Here is a 13,792-nt window from a genome sequence, read left to right on the forward strand (position 1 = left end):
GGGATGAGCCGAACTCGTTGCCACGCGAGGGCCGGCTCGCGATCAACCATATATGCCTAAGTAGCGGAAGGCAACGCTCGGTTGTCTGGTCAGTGCGTGTCGTGATCAAATTGGCGTGCCACGCGAGGAGTGCCATGCCACAGACACCGGACTACATCCGGATCTCGGACGAGATCATCAGCGACCTGCACGGCGGGAAGGTGCAACCGGGGGACAAGCTGCCCTCGATCGCGGAGATGGCCGACCGCTTCGAGGTCAGCTCGTCGACCATCCAAATGGTCTACGTCCGGCTGGAGGCGCTGCGCGTGATCCGACGGCATCAGGGAAAGGGCATCTTCATCACCGACCCGAAGACCTGGATGCGCGAGCCCTGACGCTCCTGGCGGGCAACGCGCTGGCCTTTTCGGGGTAGCGGAAAAGATCAATCTCGGTGCACGCTGACCGTTGTGAAGACCTTCGTCGGCGTGACAGACCAGAAGTGGTACCGCTTCCTGGCTGAGCGGCCCGGGCTGACGGAGGTCAACTTCTGGCGGCCTTCCGGCGGTGGCTTCCGGGCTCTCACGCCCGGTGAGCCCTTCTTCTTCAAGGCGCACTACCCGCTGAACCGTATTGTCGGCGGAGGTTTCTTCAGCGGCTTCACCCGGCTGAGGATCTCCGAGGCTTGGGAGCTGTTCGGCGAGGCCAACGGCGTCGCCAGCCTGGACGAGATGCGCCACAGCGTCGGCCGGTATCGCAAGCAGCCGATCGGGCTCGACGAAGATCCCACCATCGGCTGCATCTTCGTCAGGGACAGCGTCTTCTTCTCCGATGGGGCCACTGCCGACCCGCCACCGGGATTCGCCTCCAACGTGGTGCAGGGAAAGACGTACGAGCTGTCCGACCCGTCGGTGACCGGGTACTTCGACCTCCTGCTGCACCGCCTCCTGGGCGTGGCGGTCGAGCTCGACCTCAACGAGCCCTGGCACCGACCCGGACCTGTGTACGGTGACCCGCGTCTGGTGCCGCAGCGTCTCGGCCAGCAGTCGTTCAAGGCGGTGGTCCTCGGTGCCTACGGGCGGCGCTGCGCCATCACCGGGAACAAGGTTCAGCCGGTGCTGCAGGCGGCTCACATCCGACCGCTCCCGCACGGCGGGGAGCATCGCATCGACAACGGTCTGCTGCTCAAGTCGGACGTGCACATCCTCTTCGATCGGGGCTACCTGGGCGTGGACCCGAAGTACCGGCTGATGGTCAGCCCTCGGCTGCGTAGTGAATTCGGCAACGGCGACCAGTTCTACGCCAAGGCCGGCACGACAATCGCCGTGCCGGAGCGGCGGGGCGATCGGCCCAACGCTGAGTTCCTGGAGTGGCACCTGGACACCGTTTTCAAGGCGGCCTGACCGCCCGGGTCGATGATGGTGCCGTGAGAGTCGGGACAGGGCGCTTGGCGGGCCCGGGTGCCCACTCTGCGCTTGGAGGCGGTGAGTCGTCGCGCTGGTCGCGCCGACCAGCGCGGAGAAGCCCGGCCGGGGCGGGACCGGCCGGCGCTGACTGCCGTTCAGTACCCCGGAGCGCAGGCCACGACCACCTTGGTGTCCGCGTCCACCTTCGGCTCGTAGAGCGCGCGGGGCGCCCGTGGCGTTGACGAACGCGACCATGTCGGGCCGGTTGTTCGCGCCCAGGAAGACCGGCTGAAGCATGACGTGCACTTGTCGGGGCTCGTGAAGCCGGAGTCGAAGAGGAGGTTGTAGTCGCCCGGGCCGTTGCGGGTGACCGCGAGGCCCAGGCTGCCGTTCACGACCATTTGGCCGTGACGCTGTTGTAGCGGAACTCTCCGACGTGGATCCGGCCGTTGACGCCGCCGGGGTCGCCCTTGGGCCCCTGCGGCCCGGCCGCCCCGGTGGCACCCTGCGGACCCACCGGCCCGGCGGCTCCGGCCTCGCCCTGCGGTCCAGCGGGGCCGGTGTCACCCTTCGGCCCCGCCGGACCGGCGGGCCCCGTCGGTCCGGGCTCACCCTGCGGGCCGGCCGGTCCTTGCGGCCCTGCCGGTCCCTGCGGCCCGGTGGCGTTAAGGTGATTCGCCGTTCGGTGTCCTTGCAGCTTCCGGACTCGTCGACGACCTGCAGCCGGCCCTGCTTGTCCACGCAGGCCGTGGACGTGGTCGTGGCGGTCGTGTCGTCGGCGTACGCCACGCTGCCCGCCAGCACGAGTGCGGAGCTCAGGCCGACGCCGAGCCAGACCGCCCTCGACCTTGCAATATTCATCCGTGCGGTGTTCATGGTCGTCCTCCCTTGAGGTGGAGGAGCGTTCATCGTGCTGCCCGGCGGGGCGGGGACCGGGCGACTGACACGACGCCGACAGCGGGACGGACCGTTCCTGCGAATCGGACCAGGAGGTACGGCAGGTGACGGCCCGCTGTCAGGGCACCTTCAGCCACCGCAGAGCATCGACCCTGGTGCCCCCCGGGGACAGCCGGACCGGCGACGCCCGCGATGCATCGAGACAACGTCATTTATGGATGTTCGGCCGGTGTCCATGGCCACTGTGGCTTGGTCGGATGGCGGGAACGGACAACGCCGTTCGACGACAGGAGGGACCGTGCGCACACCATCCCGTGCGTTGACGGGGACCGCCGCGCTGCTGCTCGCGGCCGGGCTGGTCCTGACCGCAGGAGCTGGCGGCCAGGCGGCACCCCGGGACGAGAACCCGACCCAGGCCTCGCCCGCGCAGCTGCCGGGCGACCGCCACGACAGCGGAACCAGGGACAACCGGCAGGGGCGGATCGACCCCACCGAGCGGCAGCGGGACCGCGCCGCCGCGCTCGGGGCCCGGGTCCGCTGGACCGACTTCGGCACCCCGGCCGCGCTGACCTCGACCGGCCGGCCGCTGGCCACCGGCCTGCCCGCCGACCCGGCCGCCGCCGCGCGGTCGTACGTGGCGGCCAACCGGGAACTGCTCGGGTTGACCGCCGGCGGGGCGGCGGCCCTGGAGCAGTTGACCGTCGCCCCGATGGGGGAGGGCGCCACCGTGCTGTTCCGGCAGCGCTTCGGCAACCTGCCGGCCGCCGTGGACGGGATCCTCGCGGTCGGCGTACGCGACGGCGCGGTCTGGCACGTCAGCTCGTCCCTGGCCCGGGACGGCGGCACCCCGGCGCCGGCCACCGTCACCGCCGAGCAGGCCCGGCGGACCGCCGCCGCCGACGCCGGCCTGACCGACCCGGCGATCCTGCGTACCTCGCTGGTCGCGGTGCCGACCGCCGACCGGGGCCCGCGGGCCGCCTACGAGGTGGTCCTCGGCGCGGACGTCGCCGGCGCGGGGCCGGCCGCCTATTCCACCTACGTGGACGCCCGGGACGGCGGCGTGCTGGTCCGCGAGGACCTGGTCGACCAGGACGCCGACAACCCGTCCTGGGAGGTCTTCCCGAACACCCCGTCGGTCGACAAGTCCTCCACCGACACCCGGGTGCGCTGGTGCGCCGCGCCGGCGGCCGGCTGCGCCGAGGTGGTGGGGGTGCCCGGCTCACCGGCCTGGGACGTGGACCCGACCACCGGGGCGTCGACCGCCACCACCCGGGGCAACAACGCGATCGCGGTGCAGAACTGGTTCAGCAACGACCCGTTCAGCGTGGGCACCGAGACCGCCACGCCACGGCCGGACCGGAACTACGCCTACCCGTGGACCAACCAGTGGTACGAGCGGAAGTGCAACCCGGACGCCTTCACCGCGCCACAGGCCAACGACATCGACGCGGCCCGGGCGAACCTGTTCGCGATGCACAACCGGATGCACGACTGGTCGTACCACCTGGGCTTCACCGAGGCCACCTGGAACCTGCAGCGGGACAACCTCGGCCGCGGCGGGCTCGGCAACGACGCCGAGCAGGGCAACGCCCAGGCCGGCGGGGTCAGCGGCGGCCCACCGAGCTTCGCCGCCCGGAACAACGCCAATCAGATCACCCCGCCGGACGGGGTCGCGCCGACCACCAACATGTACCTGTGGCAGCCGAGCGCCGGCTCGTTCTACGCGCCCTGCGTCGACGGTGACTTCGACATGTCGGTCATCGCCCACGAGTACGGCCATGCGATCAGCAACCGCATGATCGCCGGCCCGAACGCCGGGGTGAGCGCCCCGCAGGGCATGGGGGAGAGCTGGTCGGACCAGCTCGCCATGGAGTACCTCTACGAGCACGGGTACGCGGCGCCCGGCCGGCGCGGCTTCACCATCGGCGAGTACACCACCCGCGACCCGGGCGCGGGCATCCGCAACTACAACATGAGCGACAGCCCGCTCAACTACAGCGCGATCGACTACGACTTCGTCGGCCTCCAGGTACACGCCTCCGGCGAGGTGTGGAGCGCCACCAACGCCGACATCCGGGCGGCGATGATGCGCCGCTACGGCGCGGGCGACGCGGCCCTGCAGAAGTCCTGCGCCGAGGGGACGACGCCGGTGACCGCCTGCCCGGGCAACCGGCGTTGGATCCAGCTGGTCTTCGACTCGTTCCTGCTGATGGCGGTCAGCCAGGTCAGCATGGTCGACGCCCGGGACGCGATGCTCGCCGCCGACCGGATCCGCTTCGGCGGGGCCAACCAGGACCTGCTCTGGAACGCGTTCGCCGCCCGCGGCCTGGGCGAGGGCGCGGCCAGCGCGGGCAACGGCGACGTCAACCCGACGCCGGGCTTCACCTCCCCGTACGCGGACGAGGCGACGCTGACCTTCCGTCCGGTCGACGACGACGCGATCGTGTCGGGGGCGCAGCTGTTCGTGGGGCGCTACCAGGCCCGCGCGGTGCCGGTGGCCGACTCCGACCCGGCCACCCCGCTCACCGACCAGGTCCGCCTGGTCCCCGGCACGTACGAGTTCGTCGTCCGCGCCCCGGGCCACGGCCACGTCCGGGTCGGCCCGGTCACCGTCAAGGCCGGCCAGGTCCGCGACCTGCCCGTGCAGGTACGCGCCAACCTCGCCTCCACCGCCGCCGGCGCCACGGTCACCGGGGACGGGATCAACCTGGCCCGGATCGCCGACGACGACGAGGCCACCAACTGGGCCTCGCTGGGCACCCCGGTCGCCGGCCGGCAGGTCACCGTCGACCTGGCCGGCGACGCCCGGCAGATTCGCCGGGTGCAGGTCAGCGCCATGCTCCGGCCGCCGGTCGCCGGCGACCCGGACGCCGGTACGCAGAGCCGGTTCTCCGCGCTGCGGCAGTTCCGGGTCCTCGCCTGCACGGCGACCGACGGCGTCGACTGCGCCGACCCGGCGGACTTCCGGCTGGTCTGGACCAGCCCGACGGACGCCTTCCCGTCGGTCGCGCCGCGGCCGCGGGCCCCGGAGCTGATCATGCGGTCGTTCGACATCCCGCGGACGACGGCGACCCACCTGCGGGTCGAGGTGGTGACCAACCAGTGCACCGGCGCACCCGACTACGCCGGTGAGCAGGACGCCGACCCGGGTGCGGCGACCGACTGCGGCACCGCCAGCCCGCAGGCGAACAACGTACGGATCGCCGAGTTCCAGGCGTTCGCGCAGTAGGCGGCGGGGGTGCGGGTGACCCCGGGGCCGGGCCGGCGTGTCCGGCCCCGGGGTGGCTCATCCAGGGTTCATCCGGCGTTGGGAGACGGTTTCCGCCGAGGGCTTGTCCGTCCGCGAGGATCACCGCCAGACTGGGGCCCGATCGAAAAAGCGACATCGATCGATGTCCAGTCGTCCGGACCGGGAGGACCCCATGACCACGCCCGCGACCCTGCTCCGCGCCACCGGTACCCGCGTACGCCGGATCCTCGGCGCCTTCGCCCTGCTCACGGCCATGGTCGCCACCGGACTCGTCGGCCCCTCGGTGGTCTCGCCGAAGCTCGCCGAGCCGGCCCGCGCCGCCGTCTACAGCTCCTGCACGATGACCCGCTGCACGGACGCCCGCACGGCGCGCTCGGGCTGGTCCGCCAAGAGCTTCCCGACCACCCGCGGCTGGTACTCCTGGAGCGGCGGGCTGTGCAACTTCGCCGGCGGCCGGTTCTACAACTACGAAGGCCAGCTTCCCGCCAACGCCACCTACTACGAGTACGACGTCTACCCGCGCGCCTGTGGCGCGTCCCGCGACGCGTACCGGATCGTGGTCAACAAGAGCACCGGAGCGACCTGGTTCTCGCCCGATCACTACGCGAACTTCTACCTGCTCTGACAAGGTTTGGGGGTCGGGTCGCGCGGCGGCCCGGCCCGCTCAACGGGAGAGGATGACCAGGATGGCCGCAGCGGACCCGTACCTGCCGGCGTGGCTGGCCTTCGACGGCGCGGCCGGCGCCGACCCGGCCGGGACCGCCCTCGGCGGGGCGAGCGCCCGCACCCGGGCCGGCCTCTTCGACGTGCTCGCCACGGCCCTGGCCCTGCCCGGCCACTTCGGCCACAACTGGGACGCGCTCGCCGACGTGCTCGCCGACCGGCTCGACAGCGGCCCGCTCACCCTGGTGGTCCGGGACGCCGGGGAACTCCTGGCCGACGAGCCGCCCGCGCAGCTCGGCACCCTGCTCGACGTGCTGGGCGGGGTGGCCGCCGGCGGGCACCACTCGCTGCGGGTGCTGCTCTGCGACCGGGCCGACCGGCTGCCCGCGCTGCGGCACCGGATCGTCGCCGCCCTGGGCGGCCACGTCGGCGCCCGACCCGCCGACCCCCGCTGACCCACCCACCACCCGCCGACGCGGGGCGGCCTCCCGCGCCGGCCCGGTCCTGACGCCGGGTCCGGTCCACCCTTGATCCACTCGGCCTGCCGCGATGGGCGGTATCCGACACGCGGGATACGGCAACCTGCCGCAGCACGAGTGGATCATCGACTGCGGGCCTCGCCCGCCCAGGATGGGGGCGGCACGCAGCGCAGCCCGGGCGACGGGAAGGCCGGCGGCGCGGCGGACGGATGCGGCGCGCGTGGGCAGGGTCAGTTGGGCTGGTCGAGGATGGCGCTGAAGCGCTCCTCGGCGAGGTCGAGCTGGGCGAAGATGTGCCGCTTGACCGGGGCGGACAGCGGGGTGTCGGGCCGGGCGATCAGGTCCCGGAAGACCGGCACCAGCGGCCGGTACTTGGCCGCCGAGCGGGCCACCTTCGGCCCGACCGTGTGGATCACGCCGACGCCGTTGTCGGTGAAGTCCGACACCTTGATCACCCGGGCCCAGGGCTCCCGGTCCAGGCTCGCCGCGACGTGCTCGCGGTACTGGACGTGCGGGTCACGCCCCGGCTCGTACGCGGGATTGGTGACCGCGCCGACCAGCCGGGCGACCCGTGGGCCGAACCGGCCGGCGAGGGCCGCGAGGGCGGCAGCGGTCGGATCGCCGTCGGCGTGTCGGCCGGCCAGCTCCGCCGGGTGGTCCTCCGCCGCGTCGTGCAGCAGACCCGCGACGATGACGTCCACGTCCCGCACCTGGTAGTGGTGCATCATCCGGATCGCCACCCGGAGCAGGTGGTTGAGGTACGGCTCGCGTACCCGCCGGTCGTCGCGGTGCAGCTCGGCGGCCAGGTCGAGGGCTTCGGTGAGCCGGTTCCGGGCGGCCTCGTCGAACGCCTCGATCTCCAGCCGGAACCGGGCGAGCAGGCCCGGTTCGCCGTGGATCTCGGTGATCGCGTGCATCGGCATCGTGGCCAGGTACGCGGGGAACTCCATGGTCCACTTATAGCGGATCTTCACTACCGGTGGGGCCGGGCCGTCGGTCACCCGACCGTCGTCAGCGGTCGCCGGAGAGCCGCTTGACCATGCGTACGGTCGTCCCCTCCGGGGTGCCGACGATGGTCGCCTCGTCCATCACCCGGGCCATGATCAGCCGGCCCCGGCCCCGGTCGGTGCCGTCCTCGCCGTCGTCCTCCCGCCAGCCGCCGTGGTCCCGTACCTCGATCTCCAGCAGGTCGTCGCGCAGTACGGCGCGGAGCGTGGTGATCCCGGCGGGGGCGAAGCGGTAGCCGTGCTCGATGGCGTTGGCGCAGGCCTCGCCGGTGGCGATCAGCACCGTTTCGACGTCCCACTCGCTCACGCCCAGGTCGCGCAGCCAGCCGCGCAGTCGCTCCCGGGTGGGGGCGAGCTGCCCCGGATCGGCCGGCAGGTCGATGGTGAGGACCCGGCCGGTCCCGGCGGCTGTCCCACCCTCCACGTCCGGCCCCCTGTCCCGCGTACGTCCCCGGGCCTGGGCGCTCGCTCGCGCTGTCACCGCCCCGTTCTCACCCTATTGTCCCCGGTGAGGAGGGGGTTCATTCCCCCGGCCCGACCGTGCCCCCGCATGATCATTCCGTACCGGTGCCGGTGGTGCCAGCGCGCGGTCCCCGGGACAGCGGGCGTACCGCCGGCCCACGGGTGACAATCGGCGGATGGACCGGCTGCTGAACCTGCTGGTGGCGTTGCCGCCCGCCCTGGTCCTGGCGCTGGTCTTCCTGCTGCCGGCGCTGGAGGCGTCGACCTTCCTCGGCCTGCTCGTGCCCGGCGAGGTGGCGGTGCTGGTCGGCGGGGTGCTCGCCCACGAGGGGCGGCTGCCGCTCTGGGCGGTGATCGTGGCGGCGGTCGCCGGGGCGGCCCTCGGCGACCAGGTCGGCTATCTGGTCGGGCGCCGGTACGGCCACCGGCTGCTGGACCGGACGCCCCGCCGGTTCGTCCGCTCCGGGGAGGTGCGCCGGGCCCTCGACCTGATCCGCCGGCGGGGCGCGGTGGCGGTGGTGCTGGGCCGGTGGGCGGCGGCGCTGCGCGCGCTGGTGCCCGGCCTGGCCGGGATGAGTGGCATCCCGCGGGGCGCGTTCACCGTGGCGAACGTGGCCGGCGGGGCGCTCTGGGCGGTGACGGTGGCCCTGCTCGGTTACCTGGCCGGCGCGTCGTACCGGTTGCTGGAACAGCGGCTGGGTTGGGGCGGCGAGGCGGTGTTGGCGCTGGTGGTGCTGTTCGTGGTGGGGTGGGTGGTCCGGTCCCGCCGGGCCGCCCGCCGGGAGCGGAAGGCGCCGGCGGGACGGCCCTGAGCCGACCCGCCGTCCGCCGGCCCCCGTCGGTCCGGCGGGCGAGCGGGTCAGGCTCTTTCGTCGCCTCTGCCCTGCGGCGAGCCGCGCATCCCCCCCGGCCGGAGTCGCCGCCGCGTTGGTGGCTGCAGAGCCAAAGGAACAGTGCGGTCGGGCGGCCCGTCGGGAACCCCGGGTCAGTCGGCGACCAGGTAGTCGCCGCCGCCCCACCCCGTGCTCCGCTCGCGTTGCCGGCGGACGAGGTACGTGCCGGGCGCGATGCCGGAGCCGCCGTGCTCGGGATGGACCAGGTACGCGGGCCCGGTGCAGCGCAGCACGCCGACGGCGAGCCGCTGCGGATCGGCGACGTCGGTGGTCCAGCGGGCGTCGCCCGGTTCGGCGACCAGGGTGTGCGGGTTGCCGCCGGCGGCTCCGCGCAGCAGTTCCACCCCGGCGGGCGGGACCGGACGCCAGCGCGCCCGGGCGCCCAGGTGCACGTCGTCGAGCAGGCGCAGCGGGACGACGATCAGGTCGCCCTGCGCCTGGGGGCCGTCGAGGACGGGGATGCGGACCTGCTGTTCCAGGTGGTCGAGCACGGTCAGGCCGGTGCGGCCGGTCAGGTCGGCCAGGGTCAGGGTCATGGTCGTGGTCATGGCGGTCACCTTCAGGTTCGACGGAGCAGGAGGGCGTACTGAGCGCCGGTCAGGCCGTAGGACCAGCCGGCGGCGGCGACGGGATCGTCGAGGTGGGCGGGGACGGTGAGGCCGTACCGGCGGCGCCGGCCGTCGCGCTCGACGGAGCCGTTGACCGCCAGCAGCACCCGGGCCGGGGCGCCCCACACCTGCCGGGGCAGGTCGTAGAGCCGGAGCCGGCAGCCGGGGTTGCCGGGGTCGGGGGCGTCGGCGACCAGCCGCAACCGCGCCTGGTCGAGGTACGCGTCCCAGCCGAGGTGCTCGATGGCGCAGCGGCGCACCTCGACGTTGCGTTCCCGGGCGATCCGCTCGACGGTCGGTTCGTCGATCACCCACCCGGGGACGGCGGTGCCGTGCCAGGAGTGGGCGCCCCAGCCGTCGGCGTACCCGAGGGCCGGGCCGTGCGCGCTGTGGGTGCGGACCTCGCCGTGCAGCGCGCCCGGCGCGGCCTCGGTGTGCGTGACGGTGGTCCGTTCGGTCACCACGCACACCCGCTCGCGGGGCCACCACCAGCCGCCGGAGCGGGTCACCTCGGCCCACAGGTCGAGGTGGCGCTCGTCGTCGGGCGCGCACGCGCCGGGGCGCAGCCGCCGTCGGATGTCCTGGTACGCCACCCAGGGCACGTCGTGCTGCCCGTGCCAGCGCAGGCCGGGTGGTTCGCCGACCGCCGCGGCGAGGGCGGCCCGCAGCGGACCGCGTACCGCGTCGTGGACGGACCGGCTCAGCGACTCGCGTACCCCCGCGCGGAGCAGGTCGGCGAGGCTGGCGCCGGCGGCGAACGCGTCGGCGGGCGGCAGGGTGCCGGCCGCCCGTTCCCGGGGCCACCAGGACAGGCCGGTGGCCTCGGATCCGTCGAGCCGGTGGCCGAGCGCGGCCCACTCCTCGGCGAGCTGCCGCGCCACGTGCCAGGGTGCGGACTCGTCGGGCGGGTCACCGAAGTTGATCGGGGTTTCGTCCAGCAGGTCGACGGCCTGCCGGGGGCTGGACACCCAGTGGAAGCGGGGTCGGGGTCGGCCGAGCCGGGCGTAGAGGCCGGTGATGGCCCGTTCCGCGCGTTCCCGGTCGGCGGGTGCGGTGCTCAGGGCGGTTCGCAGCCAGTCGTCGCGGAGTTCCGCCGCCCGGTACCAGCGGTCGAGGTGTGCCGCCGGGTCCCGGCTGATTCCGGCGCGGCGCCTGGCCCGCTGCCGGTTGTGCGCGCTCATCGCGCCAGGGCGTGCACGCCCTTTCTCTCGATCATGGCGTCGATGCTGACAGAGACGGCCGGACCCCGCAAGGCGGTTACGGGCCCGCGCGCCGAAGGTTGGCCGCCGGCCCGGTCCGGGCCGGTCACCGCGCACCGGCCAGGGTGGCGCGGACGCCGTGCCGATCCAGCGCGGTCAGCCAGCCGGTCACGTCGGCGCGGACCTCCTCGTCGGCAGCCAGGTCGGCGGGGAAGACCTCACGGACCGCGAAGATCGCCTCGACCACCCCGGCCGGGCCGTCGCGGCCGGCGGCGAGCGCCTCGCGCAGACGGCCGGCGAGCGGATCGTCCAGCGGCAGCGGGCGGCCGTCGTCGGCGTACCCGAGGAGGAACCGCAGCCAGGCGGCGACCACGAGGGCGCTCCAGTGTGCGGACCGGCCGCCGGCGCGCAGGTCGGCGATGGTGTGCAGCACCCGCTGCGGCAGCTTCTGCGAGCCGTCCATGGCGATCTGGAGGGTGCGGTGCCGGATGGCCGGGTTGCCGAACCGGGTGAGCACCTCCTCCCCGTACGCCGGCACGGACACGCCGGACGGCGGGGTGAAGCTGGGCGCGACGTCCTCGGCGACCAGCCGGCGCAGCACGGTGGTCAGCTGCGGCAGGGCGAGGGTCTCGGCGACGGTCTCCGCGCCCGCGAGCGCCCCCAGGTAGGCGGTGGCCGAGTGCACCCCGTTGAGCGCGCGCAGCTTCAGCCGTTCCCACGGGCCGGCGTCGTCGGTGAGGATCGCCCCGGCCCGCTCCCAGGCCGGCCGGCCGGCGGGAAAGTCGTCCTCGATCACCCACTGGGAGTACGGCTCGGCGGCCACCGCCGCCAGGTCGGTCACCCCGAGCGCCCGCCGGGCGGTGTCCAGCGTCTCCGCGGTGCTGGCCGGCACGATCCGGTCGACCATGGTGCCGGGGAAGGTGACGTTGCCGTCGACCCAGGAGGCGGCCCTGTCGGGAACCCGTGCGAGGGCGAGGGACTGGGTGACCAGCCCGCGCAACCGGCGCCCGTTGGCGGGCAGGTTGTCGCAGCTGACCAGGGCGATCGGGCCGGCGTCGGCGGCGGCCCGGGCGAGCAGCCCCCGGACCAGCAGCCCGGGCACGGTCCGCGGCGGCCGGTCGGTGGTGAGGTCGGCGGTCAGCTTCGGGTCGGCGGTCAGCACGCCGGTGACCGGGTCGAGCTGGTACGCCTTCTCGGTCACGGTCAGCGTCACCACCCGGATCGCCGGGTCGGCGAGCAGGCCGACCACGGCGGCCGGGTCGCTCGCCGCGTGTCGTACCCCCGCCAGCGCGCCGACCACCCGGGTGGCCGCGCCCTCGGCGGCGAGCGTGGTGACGCTGAACAGGGCGTCCTGGGCGGCGAGGGCGTCGACCACGGCGGTGCTGCGCGGCGCGACCCCGACGATGCCCCAGTCGCCGCCGGCCGCGCCGACCGCCGCCTCGGTGTGCACGGCCTGGTGGGCGCGGTGGAACGCGCCCAGTCCGAGGTGGACGATGCCGGCCGGCACGGTGCCGGGGCGCAGCAGCGGCCGGCACTCCACCGGCAGCCGGCGCAGGGTGGCCAGGCCGAGTCGGTCGGTGCCCACGGTCAGCGCCACGCCGGGCCGTCCGGGAAGCGGAGGTGGGCGATCGACTCCGGCCGCATGGTGGCGCCGTAGCCGGGGGCGGTGGGCAGCAGGTAGCGCCCCTGCCGGGTGCGGACCGGGTCGACGAATTGCTCGTGCAGGTGATCGACGTGCTCGACCATCCGCCCGTCGAGGCCGGTGCTGTTGACCATCACCCGATGACCCTCCCACGGATTACCCCGTGAGGTGGTAGCTCATCGTCGCGCCGGTGCGCCGCCAGAGGCGCGGTTCGTGGGCACCGCTGGCGACGGAGCTGTGCCTCAGCCACGGCACCGTGAAGGCAGAGCTGACCGCGACGGCGGTCAGTCCCGGGCGGGGCCGTGGCTCTCCCGGTGGACCAGCTCGGCGGGGAGGGTCTCCACCCGGTCCCGGTCGGCGGCCGGGTCGAGGGCCAGGGTCATCGCCCGGGCGCCCAGCTCCGCCAGCGGCAGCCGGACCGTGGTCAGCGCGGGGGTCACGTCGGCGGCGATCGGCATGTCGTCGAAGCCGACCACGGACACCTCCGCCGGCACGCGTACCCCGCGCTCGCGCAGCACCCCCAGGGCGCCCACGGCCATGGCGTCGTTGAGCGCCACCACGGCGGTCAGCCCCGGTACGGCGTCCAGCAGCTCCGCCGTGGCCCGGGCCCCGCCGTCGCGGGTGAAGTCGGCGTACCGGAGCCGCTCCCGGGGCAGCGGCCCGGACAGTCCCTCCTGGAGGCCGGCGAGCCGGTCGCCGGTGGTGGTGAGCGTCGCCGGGCCGGAGATGACGGCGACCGTGCGGTGACCGAGCCGGCGCAGTTCCGCCCCGAGCAGCCGGGCCCCTTCCTCGTTGGCCGGCAGCACCGCGGCCCCCCGGTGCCGGTGCCGGCCGATCACCGCCACCCGGCCGCCGGTGGCCGCGTACGCGGTGAGCCGCTCGTCCAGCAGCGCGTTGACGCCGTCGTCCCGGTAGCCGGAGCCGGCCAGCACGATCGCGGCCACCTGCTGGGCGCGGAGCAGGTCGACGTATTCCAGCTCCCGCACCGGATCGCGATAGCTGTTGCAGATGATGACCAGCCGGCCCCGCTCGGTGGCGACCTGTTGCAGACCGCGGGTGACCTCGGCGAAGTACGGGTCGGAGACGTCGTGCACGACCACCCCGACCACGCTGCGCTGCGGCCGGGCCAGGAGTTGGGCGTGCGCGTTCGGGACGTAGCGCAGCTCGGCGACGGCTTTGAGCACCCGCTCGCGCAGGGCGTCCGCGACCGGCTTGCTGCTGCCGTTGATGACCCGCGACGCGGTCGCGGGGGAGACGCCCGCCCGGCGGGCGACATCGGCCAACGTCGGCATGCCACTCCCTCGTTCACC

General features: G+C 74.1%; 12 protein-coding genes and 1 pseudogene. 6 read left to right on the forward strand and 7 right to left on the reverse strand.

Annotated elements, in window-relative coordinates:
* Window positions 1-134: 134 nt before the first annotated feature.
* The 5 genes from ACZ6S5_RS07500 to ACZ6S5_RS07520 all read left to right on the forward strand — a co-directional run bounded on the left by ACZ6S5_RS07500 (window position 135) and on the right by ACZ6S5_RS07520 (window position 6,647).
* The gene (locus ACZ6S5_RS07500; RefSeq protein WP_465998758.1) at window positions 135-374 is read left to right on the forward strand and encodes a winged helix-turn-helix domain-containing protein; all 240 of its coding nucleotides are present in this window, start codon (window positions 135-137) and stop codon (window positions 372-374) included.
* A gap of 90 nt (window positions 375-464) precedes the next feature.
* Window positions 465-1,379 (forward strand): HNH endonuclease, encoded by a 915-nt coding sequence (locus ACZ6S5_RS07505; protein WP_465998760.1) that lies wholly within the window; start codon window positions 465-467, stop codon window positions 1,377-1,379.
* A 1,219-nt stretch (window positions 1,380-2,598) separates the two neighbouring features.
* Window positions 2,599-5,508: a M36 family metallopeptidase gene (locus tag ACZ6S5_RS07510; protein ID WP_465998762.1), complete on the forward strand. Its 2,910-nt coding sequence runs from the start codon at window positions 2,599-2,601 to the stop codon at window positions 5,506-5,508.
* A 193-nt stretch (window positions 5,509-5,701) separates the two neighbouring features.
* On the forward strand, window positions 5,702-6,154 hold the full coding sequence (locus ACZ6S5_RS07515; RefSeq protein ID WP_465998764.1) for a ribonuclease domain-containing protein: 453 nt from the start codon (window positions 5,702-5,704) through the stop codon (window positions 6,152-6,154).
* A 61-nt stretch (window positions 6,155-6,215) separates the two neighbouring features.
* Entirely contained in the window at window positions 6,216-6,647 is a 432-nt protein-coding gene (locus ACZ6S5_RS07520) for a barstar family protein (protein WP_465998766.1), read from the forward strand.
* A gap of 254 nt (window positions 6,648-6,901) precedes the next feature.
* Here ACZ6S5_RS07520 and ACZ6S5_RS07525 read toward each other — a convergent pair whose 3' ends face one another.
* Both ACZ6S5_RS07525 and ACZ6S5_RS07530 read right to left on the reverse strand, forming a co-directional pair.
* Complete coding sequence (locus ACZ6S5_RS07525; RefSeq protein WP_465998768.1) at window positions 6,902-7,621, reverse strand: HD domain-containing protein; 720 nt, start codon at window positions 7,619-7,621, stop codon at window positions 6,902-6,904.
* 61 nt (window positions 7,622-7,682) lie between these two features.
* Complete coding sequence (locus ACZ6S5_RS07530; RefSeq protein ID WP_465998770.1) at window positions 7,683-8,102, reverse strand: ATP-binding protein; 420 nt, start codon at window positions 8,100-8,102, stop codon at window positions 7,683-7,685.
* A 214-nt stretch (window positions 8,103-8,316) separates the two neighbouring features.
* Here ACZ6S5_RS07530 and ACZ6S5_RS07535 point away from each other — a divergent pair, with 214 nt between their 5' ends.
* Window positions 8,317-8,952 (forward strand): DedA family protein, encoded by a 636-nt coding sequence (locus tag ACZ6S5_RS07535; RefSeq protein ID WP_465998772.1) that lies wholly within the window; start codon window positions 8,317-8,319, stop codon window positions 8,950-8,952.
* 173 nt (window positions 8,953-9,125) lie between these two features.
* On the opposite strand, the gene ACZ6S5_RS07540 is transcribed toward ACZ6S5_RS07535, so the two are convergent.
* The 5 genes and pseudogenes from ACZ6S5_RS07540 to ACZ6S5_RS07560 form a co-directional block, all read right to left on the reverse strand.
* Complete coding sequence (locus ACZ6S5_RS07540; protein WP_465998774.1) at window positions 9,126-9,581, reverse strand: hypothetical protein; 456 nt, start codon at window positions 9,579-9,581, stop codon at window positions 9,126-9,128.
* A gap of 11 nt (window positions 9,582-9,592) precedes the next feature.
* Entirely contained in the window at window positions 9,593-10,822 is a 1,230-nt protein-coding gene (locus ACZ6S5_RS07545; protein WP_465998775.1) for a DUF6745 domain-containing protein, read from the reverse strand.
* A 124-nt stretch (window positions 10,823-10,946) separates the two neighbouring features.
* On the reverse strand, window positions 10,947-12,437 hold the full coding sequence (locus ACZ6S5_RS07550; protein WP_465998777.1) for a mannitol dehydrogenase family protein: 1,491 nt from the start codon (window positions 12,435-12,437) through the stop codon (window positions 10,947-10,949).
* Window positions 12,428-12,604, reverse strand: a pseudogene (locus ACZ6S5_RS07555) (fuconate dehydratase); the annotation flags it as partial. The gene ACZ6S5_RS07550 and the pseudogene ACZ6S5_RS07555, both read right to left, overlap by 10 nt.
* Window positions 12,605-12,766: 162 nt before the next feature.
* Window positions 12,767-13,774 (reverse strand): LacI family DNA-binding transcriptional regulator, encoded by a 1,008-nt coding sequence (locus tag ACZ6S5_RS07560; RefSeq protein ID WP_465998779.1) that lies wholly within the window; start codon window positions 13,772-13,774, stop codon window positions 12,767-12,769.
* Window positions 13,775-13,792: the final 18 nt, after the last annotated feature.

This window comes from Micromonospora sp. NPDC051924 (assembly GCF_055586005.1).

What these genes read in the sequence shown, in the direction of transcription:
- ACZ6S5_RS07500 (WP_465998758.1), top strand. Translation starts at nt 135, where the DNA reads ATGCCACAGACACCGGACTACATCCGGATCTCGGACGAGATCATCAGC.
- ACZ6S5_RS07515 (WP_465998764.1), top strand. Translation starts at nt 5,702, where the DNA reads ATGACCACGCCCGCGACCCTGCTCCGCGCCACCGGTACCCGCGTACGC.
- ACZ6S5_RS07545 (WP_465998775.1), bottom strand. Translation starts at nt 10,822, where the DNA reads ATGAGCGCGCACAACCGGCAGCGGGCCAGGCGCCGCGCCGGAATCAGC.
- ACZ6S5_RS07525 (WP_465998768.1), bottom strand. Translation starts at nt 7,621, where the DNA reads ATGGAGTTCCCCGCGTACCTGGCCACGATGCCGATGCACGCGATCACC.
- ACZ6S5_RS07540 (WP_465998774.1), bottom strand. Translation starts at nt 9,581, where the DNA reads ATGACCACGACCATGACCCTGACCCTGGCCGACCTGACCGGCCGCACC.
- ACZ6S5_RS07535 (WP_465998772.1), top strand. Translation starts at nt 8,317, where the DNA reads ATGGACCGGCTGCTGAACCTGCTGGTGGCGTTGCCGCCCGCCCTGGTC.
- ACZ6S5_RS07560 (WP_465998779.1), bottom strand. Translation starts at nt 13,774, where the DNA reads ATGCCGACGTTGGCCGATGTCGCCCGCCGGGCGGGCGTCTCCCCCGCG.
- ACZ6S5_RS07520 (WP_465998766.1), top strand. Translation starts at nt 6,216, where the DNA reads ATGGCCGCAGCGGACCCGTACCTGCCGGCGTGGCTGGCCTTCGACGGC.